The organism is Rhodoplanes elegans, assembly GCF_016653355.1.
In the GTDB taxonomy this organism is placed as follows: domain Bacteria; phylum Pseudomonadota; class Alphaproteobacteria; order Rhizobiales; family Xanthobacteraceae; genus Rhodoplanes; species Rhodoplanes elegans.
Map to the genome: position 1 here is coordinate 1 of NZ_NHSK01000197.1, position 14,918 is coordinate 14,918.

15 protein-coding genes and 2 pseudogenes are annotated in these 14,918 nt (G+C 71.0%); 10 read left to right on the forward strand and 7 right to left on the reverse strand.

Annotated features, from left to right (window positions below):
* Positions 1–361, forward strand: a pseudogene (locus tag CCR97_RS23320) (SEL1-like repeat protein); the annotation flags it as partial.
* Between the two features lie 95 nt (positions 362–456).
* Here the strand turns inward: CCR97_RS23320 and yidD are convergent.
* Positions 457–771: pseudogene (yidD, locus tag CCR97_RS31875) on the reverse strand (membrane protein insertion efficiency factor YidD); the annotation flags it as partial.
* A gap of 293 nt (positions 772–1,064) precedes the next feature.
* Between yidD and CCR97_RS23330 the strand changes: the two are divergent.
* Complete coding sequence (locus CCR97_RS23330; protein WP_146618854.1) at positions 1,065–2,327, forward strand: COG3904 family protein; 1,263 nt, start codon at positions 1,065–1,067, stop codon at positions 2,325–2,327.
* Between the two features lie 173 nt (positions 2,328–2,500).
* Here the strand turns inward: CCR97_RS23330 and CCR97_RS23335 are convergent, their stop codons facing one another.
* Positions 2,501–2,941: an iron-sulfur cluster assembly scaffold protein gene (locus CCR97_RS23335; protein WP_111359092.1), complete on the reverse strand. Its 441-nt coding sequence runs from the start codon at positions 2,939–2,941 to the stop codon at positions 2,501–2,503.
* A gap of 338 nt (positions 2,942–3,279) precedes the next feature.
* Between CCR97_RS23335 and folE the strand changes: the two genes are divergently transcribed.
* The gene (folE, locus tag CCR97_RS23340) at positions 3,280–3,936 is read left to right on the forward strand and encodes a GTP cyclohydrolase I FolE (protein ID WP_111359091.1); all 657 of its coding nucleotides are present in this window, start codon (positions 3,280–3,282) and stop codon (positions 3,934–3,936) included.
* 91 nt (positions 3,937–4,027) lie between these two features.
* Entirely contained in the window at positions 4,028–4,507 is a 480-nt protein-coding gene (gene hisI, locus CCR97_RS23345) for a phosphoribosyl-AMP cyclohydrolase (RefSeq protein WP_111359090.1), read from the forward strand.
* A gap of 262 nt (positions 4,508–4,769) precedes the next feature.
* On the opposite strand, the gene rplI is transcribed toward hisI, so the two are convergent.
* The 5 genes from rplI to CCR97_RS23370 all read right to left on the reverse strand — a co-directional run bounded on the left by rplI (position 4,770) and on the right by CCR97_RS23370 (position 8,528).
* Complete coding sequence (gene rplI / locus CCR97_RS23350; protein WP_111359089.1) at positions 4,770–5,345, reverse strand: 50S ribosomal protein L9; 576 nt, start codon at positions 5,343–5,345, stop codon at positions 4,770–4,772.
* Between the two features lie 73 nt (positions 5,346–5,418).
* On the reverse strand, positions 5,419–6,402 hold the full coding sequence (locus tag CCR97_RS23355) for a DUF2232 domain-containing protein (protein WP_111359088.1): 984 nt from the start codon (positions 6,400–6,402) through the stop codon (positions 5,419–5,421).
* A 229-nt stretch (positions 6,403–6,631) separates the two neighbouring features.
* Entirely contained in the window at positions 6,632–6,880 is a 249-nt protein-coding gene (gene rpsR, locus CCR97_RS23360; RefSeq protein ID WP_111359095.1) for a 30S ribosomal protein S18, read from the reverse strand.
* Between the two features lie 5 nt (positions 6,881–6,885).
* On the reverse strand, positions 6,886–7,377 hold the full coding sequence (rpsF, locus tag CCR97_RS23365; protein ID WP_201159914.1) for a 30S ribosomal protein S6: 492 nt from the start codon (positions 7,375–7,377) through the stop codon (positions 6,886–6,888).
* 302 nt (positions 7,378–7,679) lie between these two features.
* Positions 7,680–8,528: an SDR family NAD(P)-dependent oxidoreductase gene (locus CCR97_RS23370; RefSeq protein WP_111358719.1), complete on the reverse strand. Its 849-nt coding sequence runs from the start codon at positions 8,526–8,528 to the stop codon at positions 7,680–7,682.
* Positions 8,529–8,645: 117 nt separating this feature from the next.
* Between CCR97_RS23370 and CCR97_RS23375 the strand changes: the two genes are divergently transcribed.
* The 6 genes from CCR97_RS23375 to mltG form a co-directional block, all read left to right on the forward strand.
* Entirely contained in the window at positions 8,646–9,581 is a 936-nt protein-coding gene (locus CCR97_RS23375; protein ID WP_111358720.1) for a LysR family transcriptional regulator, read from the forward strand.
* Between the two features lie 97 nt (positions 9,582–9,678).
* Positions 9,679–10,647, forward strand: coding sequence for an ACP S-malonyltransferase (gene fabD / locus CCR97_RS23380; protein WP_111358721.1), 969 nt, complete (start codon positions 9,679–9,681; stop codon positions 10,645–10,647).
* Positions 10,647–11,384 carry a 3-oxoacyl-[acyl-carrier-protein] reductase gene (gene fabG / locus CCR97_RS23385; protein WP_111358722.1) on the forward strand — a complete coding sequence of 246 codons (738 nt, stop codon included), beginning with the start codon at positions 10,647–10,649 and terminating at the stop codon, positions 11,382–11,384. The genes fabD and fabG overlap by 1 nt, the downstream gene beginning before the upstream one ends.
* A gap of 243 nt (positions 11,385–11,627) precedes the next feature.
* Positions 11,628–11,867 carry an acyl carrier protein gene (locus CCR97_RS23390; protein ID WP_111358723.1) on the forward strand — a complete coding sequence of 80 codons (240 nt, stop codon included), beginning with the start codon at positions 11,628–11,630 and terminating at the stop codon, positions 11,865–11,867.
* Positions 11,868–12,111: 244 nt separating this feature from the next.
* The gene (gene fabF, locus CCR97_RS23395) at positions 12,112–13,374 is read left to right on the forward strand and encodes a beta-ketoacyl-ACP synthase II (protein WP_111358724.1); all 1,263 of its coding nucleotides are present in this window, start codon (positions 12,112–12,114) and stop codon (positions 13,372–13,374) included.
* Between the two features lie 380 nt (positions 13,375–13,754).
* On the forward strand, positions 13,755–14,918 hold a 1,164-nt coding region (gene mltG, locus CCR97_RS23400), incomplete at its 3' end, for an endolytic transglycosylase MltG (RefSeq protein ID WP_201159915.1).

The window sequence follows — 14,918 nt, forward strand, 5'->3', positions numbered from 1 at the left end:
CGACACGCTGCCCGGCGAGCCGGTGCCGCCGGGCAGCGTGTCGCCGGCCGGTACGGCGGCTGCGCCGGCGGCCCCGGTCGTCGATCCGGAGGAGATCGCGCTCCTGATCGACCGCGGAAAGGCCTTCCTGGCCGGCGGTGACGTCGCCGCCGCGCGGCTGCTGCTGCGGCGAGCCGCCGAGGCGGGAGATGCGCCGGCCGCGCTGCTGCTCGGTGCGACCTTCGATCCGTCGGCGCTGGAGCGGCTGAAAATCCTCGGTGCGGTCGGCGACGCCGCGCAGGCGCGGCAGTGGTATCAGCGCGCCGCGGCGCTCGGGTCGGCCGACGCGGCGCGCAAGCTCGACGCGCTCGCCTCGCGCTGAGGGCTCTCGTGACCGGCCGTCGCCGCTTCACCGGCGGCGAGTCCGACGTGATCGCCGCCGCAGCCGCAGGCCGGGGCACCCCGGCCGGGCGGCTCGGCGAGCGTGCCGCGCCAGCGGCCGTAGCGCCACGGCAGCCACCAGCGTGCCCCGCGCGGCACCTCGGCCGGCACGAAGTCGAGCCCGCGGGTGCCGAACGGATGGCAGCGGCAGAACCGCGCCAGCGTCATCCACCCTCCCGCCCACAGCCCGAACCGGCCGATCGCCTCGTCCCCGTAGGCCGAGCAGGTCGGCAGATGCCGGCATTGCGTGCCGACGAACGGCGACAGCGTGAGCTGATAGGTCCGGATCAGCCCGCGGGCGAGCCGGCGGGGCAGGGCGGCGACGAAGCCGATGGGCCGATGGCGTGGCATCGTCCTTGCTAAACCACTTCCAGGTGGTGCCGGGCAAGGACGAAGCGCGCCAAGCATTGCCGTCCCGACGAAAGTAATTCGGTACCGGAGCCGCAGCATCGCCGGGTGCAATGCCGCAAAAAGGGCCGGTTGCGATGGTCGTTTGCGTACGTAAGATCACAGTTGCGCGAAAGTCGCGTGATGTGGCGAGATTGCAGAGCTGAACTGCCAACAATAACAACAGTAGTGCCGACGTGTACATGAAACGCGTTGCTGAAGCAGCACGGGGAACCGCAATGGAACGGTGCCGGATCGTGAAGCGATCCTGGGTCGGAGCCCTCGTCCTGGTGCTCTGCGCCATGCCGGTCGTCGCCGGCACGCCGGAGCTCCCGGCCAATCCGCGCACGCTCCCGATGCAGTTCTCGCTGCAGGAGCCGGCTGCGGGCTGCGGGACCGACTGCGCCCCGGTGGTCTTCGCCGCCGGCATGATCACGGCCGACACGCCGCGCCGCTTCGAGGCCTTCGCCACCGAGCGCAACCTGCACGACGGCAAGGTGGTGCTCGATTCCGACGGCGGCTCGGTGCTGGGCGCGCTCGCGCTCGGCCGCGCCATCCGCCGGCTCGGCCTCGACACGACGGTGGGGCGCGCCGAGCGTGCGGCGACGGCCGGCAAGCCGGCCGCGATCGCGCCGGCGAACTGCGAATCGATGTGCGCCTTCGTCCTGCTCGGCGGGGTGCATCGCGACGTGCCGGCGCGCTCGCGTGTCCTCGTCCACCAGATCTGGCTCGGCGACCGACGCGACGACGCCGTCGCGGCGTCGTACTCGGCCGAGGATCTCGTCCTCGTCCAGCGCGACATCGGCGCCATCGTCCGCTACACGGCCGAGATGGCCGGCAGCCTCGGCGGCGGCGCCGAGCTGATCGAGATCGCGTTGAGAATTCCGCCGTGGGAGCCGATGCGGCTCCTCAGCCGCGACGAGCTGAAGCGCATCGGGCTCGACCAGGCGATCCCGCCGGTCGCGGCGCGCCAGACCTCGGCCGCCGTCACCCCGGTCGCCATCGTGCCCGAGCGGGCGCCGGCGGCGAGCGAGCGCGGCTGGACGTCGGTCGACGGAAACTCCGGGCCGATGCTGGTGCGGCGCCATCCGCTCACCGTCGAGGGCGAGCGGATCGGCAGCTTCGATCTGAGCCTGAGCTGCGGCGACGTCGCCGGCACCTACGGGCTGACCTACGCGGAGCGCCGGCAGGCCGGGCCGGGTGGCGGCGAGGCCGTGCCGCTCGACCGGGTGCGGCTGTGGATCGAGCAGACCGAGGTGACGCTCGACGTCGTGTCGTCGCGCGGCGACGGCCGCGGCGTCGAGAGCGTCGCGATCGGCACCGTCGCGGCGCCGCTGGTGCGGACCTTCGCGGCGGCGACCACCCGCTCGCTCTCGGTGCTCACCGGATCCGGCAGCACGGCCGGCACCACGACCCGCATCGGCAATGCCGGGCTCGGCAAGGTGTTCGGCCAGCTCGAGACGGCCTGCGGCCGCGGCAAGCGCGACACCCATGCGAGGCTCGAAGCCGCGGCGCGGTGACCGGAGGGTGCCACACAGGATGTGCCGGTCGTCCCGGGGCGGCGCATCAGCGCCGAGCCCGGGACCCACACGCCCTGTCTCCCGTGAGCCACCGACACCGGGGGTATGGATTCCGGGCCCGCGAACCGTTGGTTCGCGTCCCGGGATGACTGCGCCTGAACTGCTTATCCGACTCAGCCGCCCGCCTGTCCGGCCGCGATCTGGTCCAGCGCCGACACCACTGCATCGAAAGTGAGCAGGGTCGAGGCGTGGCGTGCCTTGAACTCGCGCACCGGCTCGAGCACGGCGAGATCGGCCCAGCGGCCGTCCGGCGGCGGGCCGTTCTCCTTGAGCATCTTGCGCATCGCCTCGCGCAGCGCGCGCAGCTCGTCGGCCGTCGACCCGACGACCTGGCTCGCCATGATCGACGACGACGCCTGGCCGAGCGCGCAGGCCTTCACCACATGCCCGAAGTCGACCACGGTGCCGTCGGCGACCTTGAGGTCGACCGTGACGGTCGAGCCGCACAGCTTCGAATGCGCCGTCGCGCTGCCGTCCGGATCGGCCAGCCGGCCGAGGCGGGGGATGTTGCCGGCGAGCTCGAGGATGCGGCGATTGTAGATGTCGTTCAGCATGATGCCTGTCCGGGCGGGCGGGTCGATTTGCCTCGACCTCTGGCTCCGACTATACCCCCTCATATAGGACATCGGCCGGGTCGGGCGAGAGGCGCGTCCGCCAGGAGGTGCTTGCGCCCGGGTTCGTCAGGTCCCACATGCTTCCGGTCGGGCCTGCCCGGGCCGGACTGTCCCATCGGCGTGCGCCGGGCCTGTCCCGGGGAGGCTTCGCCGGATCGTCGCCGTCCCTCCGGTGCGCGGCTTCGCCCTTGCGGTGTGGCGCGCGCCGTCTGCGACGTGCGGTCGTTGCAGCGGTTCGGTGCCCTCCGGCGTCGACCCGAACGGAGACGTCGCTCGCGATGGACCACGTGATCAAGACTCTCACTCCCGCCGCCCGTCCGTCCGAGGCGCCCGGCGAGGTCCCGGTCGCGCCGGCGCGGGTTCGGCCGTCGCGAACCGAGGCCGAGGCCGCCGTCCGCGTGCTGCTCGGCTATATCGGCGACGATCCCGACCGCGAGGGCCTGCTCGACACGCCGCGCCGCGTCGTCGCCGCCTATGACGAGCTGTTCGGCGGCTATCACGAGAGCGCCGGCGAGGTCCTGGAGCGCACGTTCTCGGAGATCGGCACCTACGACGACATCGTGCTGGTGCGCGACATTCCGTTCACGTCGCATTGCGAGCATCACATGATGCCGTTCATGGGGCGCGCCCATGTCGGCTACCTGCCGGTCGAGCGGGTCGTCGGCCTGTCGAAGATCGCCCGGCTGATCGACATCTTCGCCAAGCGCCTGCAGACCCAGGAGCGGCTGTCCTCCGAGATCGTCACCGAGATCGACACCGTGCTGAAGCCGCGCGGCGTCGCCGTGATGCTGGAGGCGGAGCACACCTGCATGTCGATGCGCGGCGTGCAGAAGATCGGCAGCCGCACCATCACGACGCAGTTCACCGGCGTGTTCCGTGACGATCCGAAGGAGCAGTTCCGGTTCGTCAACCTGGTGCGCAACGGCATCGGCTGATCGTCCGTCGTCGGGCGCCGCGGGGCAGGGGACCGGCGTCTCGCAGAGCGGCGCATGACGTGCGTCCCCGCCGGGACTGAAAGCATATCGTATGAAGAGCGTCTTCGCGCCGCGCGGCACCACCGAGCAGATCGAGGAAGGTCGCGTCTTCGCCCCCAAGTTCGACGGCGACGGCCTGATCCCGGCGATCGTCGCGGACGCGTGGTCGGGCGACGTCCTCATGCTCGCCTGGATGAACGACGAGGCGCTGGTGCGCTCGATCGAGACCTGCGAGGCGTGGTTCTACAGCCGCTCGCGCGGCAAGCTGTGGAAGAAGGGCGAAAGCTCCGGCCACGTGCTGCGCATCATCGAGCTGAAGGTCGACTGCGATCAGGACGCGCTGCTGCTGCGCGTCGAGCAGGTCGGGCCGGGCGTCTGCCACACGGGGCGCGCCTCGTGCTTCTACCGCGCCGTGTCGCTGCGCGAGACCGCCGGCCACACGCTGCTGCTGCAGTTCAAGAAGGCCGAGAAGGTGTTCGATCCGAACGTCGTCTACGGCGAGGGCGCCGGCAAGGACAAGACGGCCGAGTAGGGCGGCGGCGTCTTTAACGACACGCGACGCTAATGCAAAACGGCCGGGCAGTGCCCGGCCGTTTGTCGTTCGAGGATCGAGAGTGTGTCGGCGGAGGCCGATCGTCTCATACCGTCGCGCGATTGCACGTATTCACCCCTCATGGTGAGGAGCGGCCGCAGGCCGCGTCTCGAACCATGAGGCCGCCCCCGCCCTTCGAGACGCGCCCTTTGGGCGCTCCTCAGGACGAGGGCGGAGACGTTCTTTCAATCTCGCGCCGGAATCACTCTTCCTCTTGGCCGGCCTGGCCGGCTTCCGGATTCTCGAAGAACTCCTCGGCCGCGGCCTCGGCGACCTCGCGGTCCTCACGGCGCGCCGTGACGTCCTCGCCGCGCTTGATGCGCTCGGCTTCCTCGGCGTTGCGGGCGACCACGACCGTGACGGTCACCTCGAGCTCCGGATGCAGCACGATCGGCACGCGGTGCTGGCCGATGGTCTTGATCGGGGCGTTGATGGCGACCTGGCTGCGGTCGATCGAGACGCCGCCTTCGCCGACCAGGGTGGCGATGTCGCGGGTCGTCACCGAGCCGTAGAGCTGGCCGATGTCGGAGGCCTGGCGCAGCACCACGAAGCTCTGGCCCTCGAGCTTGCCGCCGACCTTCTCGGCCTCGGCCTTGCGCTCCAGGTTGCGCGCCTCGAGCTGCGCCTTCATGCCCTCGAACTTGGCGAGGTTGTCCTTGGTGGCGCGCAGCGCCCGGCCCTGCGGCAGCAGGAAGTTGCGAGCGAAGCCGTCGCGCACCCGCACGACGTCGCCCATCTGCCCGTGCTTGCCGACGCGCTCCAGCAGAATCACTTCCATGTCGTCTCTCCTTCGTGTTCGTCGATTCGTGTTCGTGAATGCGGGGTGGTGAATGCGGTGGTCGTCGAAGTGATCAGTCCGGCGGCGGGCGCCCGGCCGGCGGTCCGCCCGCCGTGGGCGCCGCCCGGCCGGCGAAGCGGGTGCGCAGATCGATCGCCGTGTCGACGAGGCCGACCAGCATCACCAGGAACAGGGGCCAGCCGAACATCATCACGGCCGCGTAGAGCGCGGTGAGCACCACGGCGCGGCTCTTCACCCGGCGGCTCAGGGCGTGCAGCACCGAGAAGCCGAGCGCCGTGAAGGCGATCGACAGGGTCGCGGCGACGATACCGGCCAGAAGGCCGGTGAGGCCGGGCAGCAGCGAGGCGGCGATCGCGGCCGCGAAGGCGACGGCCGAGATCAGCGGGAACGAGATCTCGGACAGCGCCGGCCACGGGCGCGGCAGCCGGCCCGACAGTCCGACCGCCCTGCCGGCGAGCCACAGGTTGAACAGCAGCGTCGTCGTCATCAGCGAGGCGGCGGCGGGCGGCAGCGCGATCGCCAGGAACGTGAAGATCGCGTCCGAATCGGACACGCCGGGCAGGCCGGGCTCGCCGTTGCGCCCGCGGAACACCCGGGCGAAGCCGTCGCGCAGCGTGGTGCGGATCTCGTCGAGGTCGCTGCCGAAGGTCGGCAGCGCCATCATGACGGAGAGCGCGCCGAGCACCGCGGCCCACAGCACGATGCGGCCGACCGGATACCAGTCGAGCGTCGGGTTGGCCGGATCGCCACCCGGGCGCGCCAGCAGCGCGAGATAGGACAGCCACCAGCCGGGCAGCGCGAGGCCGAGCAGGAAGACGAGGAAGAACAGCGAGCCGAACCAGGCGGCGAGGGCGGCGGTGCCGACCAGCGTGGCGAGCAGGCCGGCCCAGTGGCTCCAGCCGAGCGCCGCGATCATGATCGGCAGCGGCGCCAGATAGAACAGCAGCATCGACAGGGTCGACCCGGCCGCGAGGGCCGCGAAGGTCAGGGCTGCCACGGCGCCGGCCCCGAGGCCGACCAGGATGAACTGGATCATCGTCTCGCTGTCCCGCTCGAGGAGCGGTTAGAGGCGGATCAGCGTCGCGCGCGCGGTGCATGCACCGCGGTCGCGACCGTCCGTCCCAACCAGAGGATCGGCCCGCGATGCAATCACCGAAGCGGTCGCAGGCGGGCCGAAGGTCTTTGGACGACAGGTCTTCGGACGACGTGTCGTCGGGCCGATCGCAGCGCGCGGGCCGGCCGGTGCCGGCCCGACGCGTGCGCGATCAGCGGATCACGTAGGGCAGCAGGCCGAGGAAGCGGGCGCGCTTGATGGCGCGCGCGAGCTCGCGCTGCTTCTTGGCCGACACCGCGGTGATGCGGCTCGGCACGATCTTGCCGCGCTCCGAGATGTAGCGCTGCAGCAGCCGCACGTCCTTGTAGTCGATCTTCGGGGCGTTGGCGCCGGAGAACGGGCAGGTCTTGCGACGGCGGAAGAACGGGCGGCGGGCGCCGCCGGCAGAGGCCATGGCCATGATGATCAATCCTCGCTGGCGTCGTCGGTGGCGGCTTCGACACGGTCCTCGCGCGGGCCGCGCGGCGGCGCGTCGCGGTCGCGGCGCGGGCCGCGGTCGCCACGATCACCCCGGTCGCGGTCGCGGTCGCCCGGGCGGCGGTCGCCACGGTCGCCGCGCTCGTCGCGGTCGCGGTCGGACTTGCGCATCATGGCCGACGGGCCGGCCTCGAGCTCGTCCACCTTCACGGTGAGGGTGCGCAGCACGTCCTCGTTGATGCGCTGCTGGCGCTCGACCTCGGCGACGGCCGCGGCCGGGGCGTCGAGATTGAGCAGCGTGAAATGCGCCTTGCGGTTCTTGTTGATCCGGTAGGTCAGGGACTTCACGCCCCAGTACTCGACCTTCGCGACGGATCCGCCGAAGCTCTCGATGACGCCCTTGTACTGGGTCGTCAGCTCCTCGACCTGTTGCGCCGAGAGATCCTGGCGCGCGAGATAGACATGCTCGTAGAGCGGCATGGAATGCCTTTCCCTGGTTCGTGGCGGCTCGTCCGACGCGAAGCCCTTCGTGCCCTTCGGGAAAGGCGCGAAAGATAGCTCTGAAGGCGGGAACACGGGACGCCGGATCCTCGAAGGATCCTGCCGCTCCCTCCCTTGCGGGAAGGCATAGCCGTCCGTTCAGCCCCCGGCCGGAGCCGAGCCGAAGCGCGCCTTATACGGCTTTCCGCCGCGAACGCAAGTTTTCGCCGCGAACGCAAGAGGCCGGGCGCGGCGGCGCCCGGCCGGAGGGATGGTGGGGACCGGCCGCTCGATCCGGCCGCTCAGGCCGGGACGGTCGCCGGAAAATCTGTGCCGAGCGTCACCGCCTCCCAGCGGTCCATCTCCTCGATCACGGCGTCGAGCTTGACCCGGGTGCGGCGCAGGGCGTCCGAGCCGAGCAGCAGGTGGAGCGGCGGATCGTCGGCGTTCACGGCCGCCAGGATCGCCTGGGCGCCCCGCTCCGGGTCACCGACCTGGTTGCCGCCCATCGTCTCGAAGGCGGCCGCGCTGCGTCCGACCGTCGCCGCATAGGCCTCTCCCGCCTTGGTGCTCCAGCGGATCGAGTGGGCCGACAGGAAGTCGGTCCGGAAGGCGCCGGGCGCCACCGCCGTCACCTTGATGCCGAGCGGCCCGACCTCGAGGGCGAGGCCCGCCGACAGGCCCTCGAGCGCGTATTTCGCCGCCGCGTAGAGGCCGGCGCCGGGGCCGGGCGCCCGCCCGGCGACCGACGTGATGTTGACGATGTGGCCCGACCCCTGCGCGCGCAGGCGGGGCAACGCCGTGCGGATCACCCGGAACGGGCCGAACACGTCGACGGCGAAGAGCTGCGCGACTTCGGCGTCGGTCGCCTGCTCGATCGCCCCGAGGAGCCCGTAGCCGGCATTGTTGACGATCACGTCGAGCGGCCGGCCGGCCTCGCCGGCGATGGCGAAGGCGCGCTCGACCGTGGCTTCGACCGCCGGCCCGTCGGCCATGTCGAGGGTGAGCACGTACAGCCGGCCGGGCGCGGCCGGGAGGTCGGGGGGGCCGCTGCGCACCGTGCCGATCACGGTGTCGCCGGTCGCGAGCGCGGCACGGGCGAGGGCGAGGCCGAGGCCGCGCGAGATGCCGGTGATGAACCAGGTCTTCATAGGTCGTCTCCTGTGACGACCGGAAGATGGGCAGGTTCTCGCGGTTAAATAATACGACGAAAATCGCGAGAGCTTGTAAGCTGTCCTAAAAGATCTGACAGTGGCGCCAGGAGCGCCATGGATCCGATCCTGTCGGGAAGCGACTTCAACCAACTCCGCGCCTTCGTCGCGGTCGGCGAGCTGTCGAGCTTCAGCCGCGCCGCCGAGCTGCTCGGCGTGTCGCCCTCGGCGCTGAGCCAGACCGTGCGGGGCCTGGAGGAGCGGGTCGGGGTGCGGCTCCTCAACCGCACCACCCGCAGCGTCGCCCTGACGCCGGCGGGCGAGATCCTGCTGCGGCGGGTGCGGCCCGCCGTGGCGGAGCTCGGCGACGCGCTCGGCGAGGCGCGGGCCAGTCGCGGACGGCCGGCCGGCGTGGTGCGCATCCATGCCTTCCGCAGCGCCGCCGAGACCTGCCTGGCGCCGATCCTGCCGGCCTTCGCAGAGGCCTATCCGGACATCGTGCTCGACATCACGCTCGACGACGCCGTCGTCGACATGGTGGCGGGCGGCTTCGACGCCGCGATCCGGCTCGGCGAGGTGATCGAGCGCGACATGGTCGCGGTGCGGATCGGCCCCGACCTGCGTCACGTCCCCGTTGCGACCCCCGGCTACCTGGCCGCGCACGGGGCGCCGGCGCATCCGCGCGATCTCGTCCACCACCGCTGCATCCGCTGGCGCTGGCCCGGCCATCTGATGTCTTATGCCTGGGAGTTCTTCGAGCACGGGACCTGGTTCGAGGTGGCGGTCGACGGGCCCTTGATCGTCAACGACAAGGAGATGGCGCTGCGGGCGACCCTGGCGGGCGTCGGCATCGGGTTTCCGGTCGAGTGGACCGTGGCCGAGCATGTCGCGGCGGGTCGGCTGGTGCGGCTCCTGGAGCCCTGGTGCGCGTTCTTCCCGGGGCTTCACCTGTGCTATCCGCGCCAGCGCCAGATGGCGCCGGCGCTGCGCGCCGTCGTCGATGCGCTGCGAAATCCCCAAGCGAATTTGCCAGCCAAGGCGGGCTCGGGGTAGGGCCGCGGGGCCGCCCCGGCCGTAGTAAGTGTCTGCCCCACTTGACTTTGAGCCCCCCGACGGTGTGTTAGCGCGCTAATTCGCAGGAGGGAGCACCATGGCGGTCGCATTCGTATTTCCCGGCCAGGGCAGCCAGGCCGTCGGCATGGGCAAGGCGCTGGCGGAGAACTTCCCGGTCGCCCGGGCCGTGTTCGACGAGGTCGACGAGGCGCTCGGCGACAAGCTCTCGGCGATCGTGTTCGAGGGGCCGGCCGAGACCCTGATGCTCACCGAGAACGCGCAGCCCGCGCTGATGACCGTCTCGCTCGCCGCGCTGCGCGTGCTGGAGCAGGAGGCGGGTGTCGATCTCGCCCGCGACGCCATGTTCGTCGCCGGCCATTCGCTCGGCGAGTATTCGGCGCTCGCCGCCGCCGGCGCCCTGTCGGTCGCCGACACGGCGCGGCTCGTGCGCACCCGCGGCCGTGCCATGCAGAAGGCCGTGCCGGTCGGCGTCGGCGCCATGGCGGCGCTGCTCGGGCTCGAGTTCGACGCGGCGGCCGAGATCGCCCGCGAGGCCGCCGAGGGCGCCGTCTGCCAGGCCGCCAACGACAACGGCGGCGGCCAGGTGGTGGTCTCCGGCGACAAGGCCGCGGTCGAGCGCGCCGTCGAGATCGCCAAGGGCCGCGGCGCCAAGCGCGCGACGCTGCTGCCGGTCTCCGCGCCCTTCCACTGCACCCTGATGGCGCCGGCCGCCGACGTGATGGCCGAGGCGCTCGCCAACGTCACGGTGCGCCAGCCGGTCGTCCCGGTGGTGGCGAACGTGAAGGCGGCGCCGATCACCACGCCGGCCGAGATCGTCGCGGCGCTGGTCGAGCAGGTCACCGGCACGGTGCGCTGGCGCGAATCGGTCGCCTTCATGGCGTCGGCCGGCGTGACGAGCTTCTACGAGATCGGCGCCGGCAAGGTGCTCACCGGGCTCGTCAAGCGCATCGCCGACGGCGCGACCGGCACGGCGATCGGCTCGCCGGCCGACGTCGCGAGCTTCGTGGCGGCGCGCGCCGCGGCGCTCCAGCAGGGCGCCGCGTGATGTTCGATCTCACGGGCAAGACGGCGCTGGTCACCGGCGCGACCGGCGGCATCGGCGGCGCCATCGCCAAGGCGCTGCACGCCCAGGGCGCGACGGTCGCGATCTCCGGGACCAAGGCCGACAAGCTCGAGGCGCTCGCCGCCGCGCTCGGCGACCGCGTCCACGCGCTGCCGTGCAATCTCGCCGACCGCGCCGAGGTGGAGAAGCTCGTCCCGGCGGCGGAGGCGGCGCTCGGCCAGCTCGACATCCTGATCAACAATGCCGGCCTGACGCGCGACAATCTCTTCATGCGCATGAAGGACGCCGAGTGGGACGACGTCATCGCCGTCGATCTCACCGCCGCCTTCGTGCTGGCGCGTGCCGCCGTGAAGGGCATGATGCGCCGGCGCTTCGGCCGAATCGTCTCGATCACGTCGGTGGTCGGGGTGAGCGGCAATCCGGGGCAGGGCAACTACGCCGCCGCCAAGGCCGGCATGATCGGCATGAGCAAGGCGCTCGCCCAGGAGGTCGCTTCGCGCGGCATCACGGTGAACTGCGTCGCGCCGGGCTTCATCCAGACTGCGATGACCGACGTCCTCAATGACAAGCAGCGCGAGACGGTGCTGTCGCGGGTGCCGGCCGGCCGGCTCGGAACCAGTGAGGAGATCGCCGCGGCGGTCGTCTATCTGGCCTCCGAGCAGGCCGCCTACACGACCGGTCAGACACTCCATGTAAACGGTGGCATGGTAATGATCTGATTGGGTTTTTTCAGTCCGCACAGGGATCGCATGCGGCCCTCCCTGCACTTCTGGTCAAGCCTGAGGAAGTATGATAACCGATCCGCTGGGCTGGACGAGGAAGTGCGACGGGGCTGGGGCTACGGCATGCACCCCTTGGCCGGATGAGCGTTCAACAGCGTCCATCGAGATGGCTACCGGGCGACACCTGCCGCATGCGGCGGCGGTGCGTCGGGTGAAATGCCGAAAGCACGAGGGTTAGCAATGAGTGATATTGGCGAGCGGGTCAAAAAGATCGTCGTGGAGCACCTCGGCGTCGAGCCCGAGAAGGTGACCGAGAGCGCGAGCTTCATCGACGATCTGGGCGCCGACAGCCTCGATACCGTCGAACTCGTGATGGCGTTCGAGGAGGAGTTCGGCTGCGAGATCCCGGACGACGCCGCCGAGACGATCCTGACGGTGGGCGACGCCGTCAAGTTCCTCGAGAAGAACGCCAAGAGCTGATTTTTCGCCGAACGCCGCCACCGCAGGCCTCCGGGCCTGCGGTGCTGCCCCGCCCGAAGTCGCTGCTGTTCGTCGCCGATGAGCCCGCGCTGAGCGTTCTTCAGACCGGGCCGGGTCTCCCACCGTGGCGGCTCTGGCCATGGCGGAACGCCGCGGTCGGATGCGAGCGAGACCGCTTCGCGAACGAACCGCCCGAGACGGTTGCAGCGGGATGCGGCGAGCCGGCCGGTGCGGGACATGTGACATGAGACGCGTTGTCGTCACGGGATTGGGCATGGTGACGCCGCTCGGATGCGGCGTCGAGCCGACGTGGAAGCGCCTTCTGGCCGGCGAGAGCGGGGCCCGGAAGATCGACAGGTTCGAGGTGGCCGATCTGCCGGCCAAGATCGCCTGTACGCTGCCGCGCGGCGATGGCTCCGACGGCACCTGGAATCCCGACCAGTGGATGGAGCCGAAGGAGCAGCGCAAGGTCGACGACTTCATCGTCTACGCGATGGCGGCGGCCAAGCAGGCGCTCGACGATTCGGATTGGCATCCGGCCTCCTACGACGACCAGATCACGACCGGCGTGATGATCGGCTCCGGCATCGGCGGCCTCGAAGGCATCGCCGAGACGGCCGTGCTGCTGAAGGAGCGTGGCCCGCGCCGCGTCTCGCCGTTCTTCATTCCGGGCCGCCTGATCAATCTCGCCTCCGGCTACGTGTCGATCGCGCACGGGCTGAAGGGGCCGAACCACGCCGTCGTCACGGCCTGCTCGACCGGCGCGCACGCGATCGGCGACGCGGCGCGGCTGATCGCCTTCGGCGATGCCGACGTGATGGTGGCGGGCGGCGCCGAATCGCCGATCTGCCGCATCTCGATCGCCGGCTTCTCGGCCTGCCGGGCGCTGTCGACCGGCTTCAACGACGAGCCGACCCGCGCCTCGCGTCCCTACGACAAGGACCGCGACGGCTTCGTGATGGGCGAGGGCGCCGGCGTGGTGGTGCTCGAGGCGTACGAGCACGCCAAGGCGCGCGGCGCGAAGATCTACGCCGAGGTGATCGGCTACGGCCTGTCGGGCGACGCCTATCACATCACGGCGCCGTCCGAGGACGGCGACGGCGCCTTCCGCTGCATGTCGATGGCGATCAAGCGGGCCGGCATCCAGACCTCCGAGATCGACTACATCAACGCCCACGGCACCTCGACGCCGCTCGGCGACGAGATCGAGCTCGGCGCCGTGCAGCGCATCGTCGGCAACGATGCGTCGCGTGTCGCGATGTCGTCGACCAAGTCGTCGGTCGGTCATCTGCTCGGCGCCGCCGGTGCCGTCGAGGCGATCTTCACGGTGCTGGCGATCCGCGACGGGATCGCGCCGCCGACCATCAATCTCGACAATCCGTCGGTCGACACGCCGATCGATCTGGTGCCCCATCGGGCGAAGCCGCGCGAGATCAACGTCGCGCTGTCGAACTCCTTCGGGTTCGGCGGCACCAACGCGTCGCTGGTCTTCCGTCGCGTCCAGTAAGACAGTCCGGTCTCGGCCGGGCGGCATGCCGCCCGGTCGCCGCCAGCGGCCGTGGTCACGCGGTCGCCGGTGTCCGGAGGACTCGCCGCGCACCCCGCGGGAGGCCCTCCGGCGGCCGAGCGCCCGCCTGTCGTGGCTGGCGCGAGGGTCCGCGAGGAGACCGGCGTGCTCGATAAATTGGCCACAATCCCAAGGGTATTAGTCACCCCGACGGGCTTCCGCAGGGAGGCCGGCGCCGTGCGCGCCGCCGCCCGCACGGCCGCCCCATCCGATCGTCACGCCCCGCCGGGGAGGCTCGCCGAGGTCGCGGGTTCTCGAACGGTCCCACCGGTCACGGTCCCACGGGTCACGATCCCACGGGTTCTGGAGCTGCCTGCACGATGAGCTCGAACGCCACGCCGCCCGGTCCGGGCGCTCCGTCCCCCGCCGAGACGAAGCGGATCGCGCCGCGCAGCCCGCGGGCCGCTCTGGAGCCCGAGCGGGTCCCGGCGCCGGTGCGGCGCTCGGCGCGGGCGCGTCATCCGCTGGTGGTCATCGGCAATGCGATCTTCACGTTCCTGGTGCTGGTCGCGATCGTGGTCGGCGGCGCCGTGTGGGTCGGCAAGCAGCGGCTCGACGACGTCGGCCCGCTCACCGCCGAGAAGTCGGTGCTGATTCCGCGCGGCGCCGGCATCCGCGACATCGCCGACCAGCTCGTCCGCGAGGGCGTCATCGATCATCCCTGGACCTTCGTCGGCGCCGTCGTGTTCCGCAAGGCGCGCGAGGACCTGAAGTCGGGCGAGTATCTGTTCCAGAAGCAGGCGTCGCTCGGCGAGGTGATCGACACGCTGGTCGAGGGCCGGGTGGTGCAGCACACCATCACGGTGCCGGAGGGGCTGACCTCCGAGCAGATCGTCCAGCGGCTGCTCGAATCCGACCTGTTGGCCGGCAACATCCGCGAGATCCCGCGCGAGGGATCGCTGCTGCCGGAGACCTACAAGGTGGTGCGCGGCACGCCGCGCGATCAGGTGATTCAGCGCATGCAGCAGGCTCAGCGCCGCGTGCTGCAGGAGGTCTGGGACCATCGGATGGCCGACCTGCCGCTGCGCACGCCCGAGCAGCTCCTGACGCTCGCCTCGATCGTCGAGAAGGAGACCGGCAAGCCGGAGGAGCGCACCCGCGTCGCCGCCGTGTTCGTCAACCGGCTCAAGCAGCGCATGCGGTTGCAGTCCGACCCGACCATCATCTACGGCCTGGTCGGCGGCAAGGGCACGCTCGGCCGGCCGATCATGCGCAGCGAGATCGAGCAGCCGACGCCCTACAACACCTATGTGATCGACGGCCTGCCGCCCGGGCCGATCGCCAATCCGGGCCGCGCCGCGCTGGAAGCGGTCGCCAACCCGGCCCGCACCAAGGAGCTGTTCTTCGTCGCCGACGGCACCGGTGGGCACACCTTCTCGGAGTCGCTCGACCAGCACCAGCGGGCCGTGACCAAGCTGCGCGCGCTCGAGGCGGCGCAGCGCGGCGAGGCCGCCGCTGCGCCGCCTCGAGCGCGCGCAGCTTGG

Bases quoted from the DNA above. Each gene is read 5' to 3' on its own strand.
- hisI (WP_111359090.1), top strand. From the start codon at position 4,028: ATGAAGAGCGTCTTCGCGCCGCGCGGCACCACCGAGCAGATCGAGGAA.
- rplI (WP_111359089.1), bottom strand. From the start codon at position 5,345: ATGGAAGTGATTCTGCTGGAGCGCGTCGGCAAGCACGGGCAGATGGGC.
- rpsF (WP_201159914.1), bottom strand. From the start codon at position 7,377: ATGCCGCTCTACGAGCATGTCTATCTCGCGCGCCAGGATCTCTCGGCG.
- fabD (WP_111358721.1), top strand. From the start codon at position 9,679: ATGGCGGTCGCATTCGTATTTCCCGGCCAGGGCAGCCAGGCCGTCGGC.
- CCR97_RS23370 (WP_111358719.1), bottom strand. From the start codon at position 8,528: ATGAAGACCTGGTTCATCACCGGCATCTCGCGCGGCCTCGGCCTCGCC.
- CCR97_RS23375 (WP_111358720.1), top strand. From the start codon at position 8,646: ATGGATCCGATCCTGTCGGGAAGCGACTTCAACCAACTCCGCGCCTTC.
- CCR97_RS23335 (WP_111359092.1), bottom strand. From the start codon at position 2,941: ATGCTGAACGACATCTACAATCGCCGCATCCTCGAGCTCGCCGGCAAC.
- CCR97_RS23355 (WP_111359088.1), bottom strand. From the start codon at position 6,402: ATGATCCAGTTCATCCTGGTCGGCCTCGGGGCCGGCGCCGTGGCAGCC.
- folE (WP_111359091.1), top strand. From the start codon at position 3,280: ATGGACCACGTGATCAAGACTCTCACTCCCGCCGCCCGTCCGTCCGAG.
- fabF (WP_111358724.1), top strand. From the start codon at position 12,112: ATGAGACGCGTTGTCGTCACGGGATTGGGCATGGTGACGCCGCTCGGA.
- rpsR (WP_111359095.1), bottom strand. From the start codon at position 6,880: ATGGCCATGGCCTCTGCCGGCGGCGCCCGCCGCCCGTTCTTCCGCCGT.
- CCR97_RS23390 (WP_111358723.1), top strand. From the start codon at position 11,628: ATGAGTGATATTGGCGAGCGGGTCAAAAAGATCGTCGTGGAGCACCTC.
- fabG (WP_111358722.1), top strand. From the start codon at position 10,647: ATGTTCGATCTCACGGGCAAGACGGCGCTGGTCACCGGCGCGACCGGC.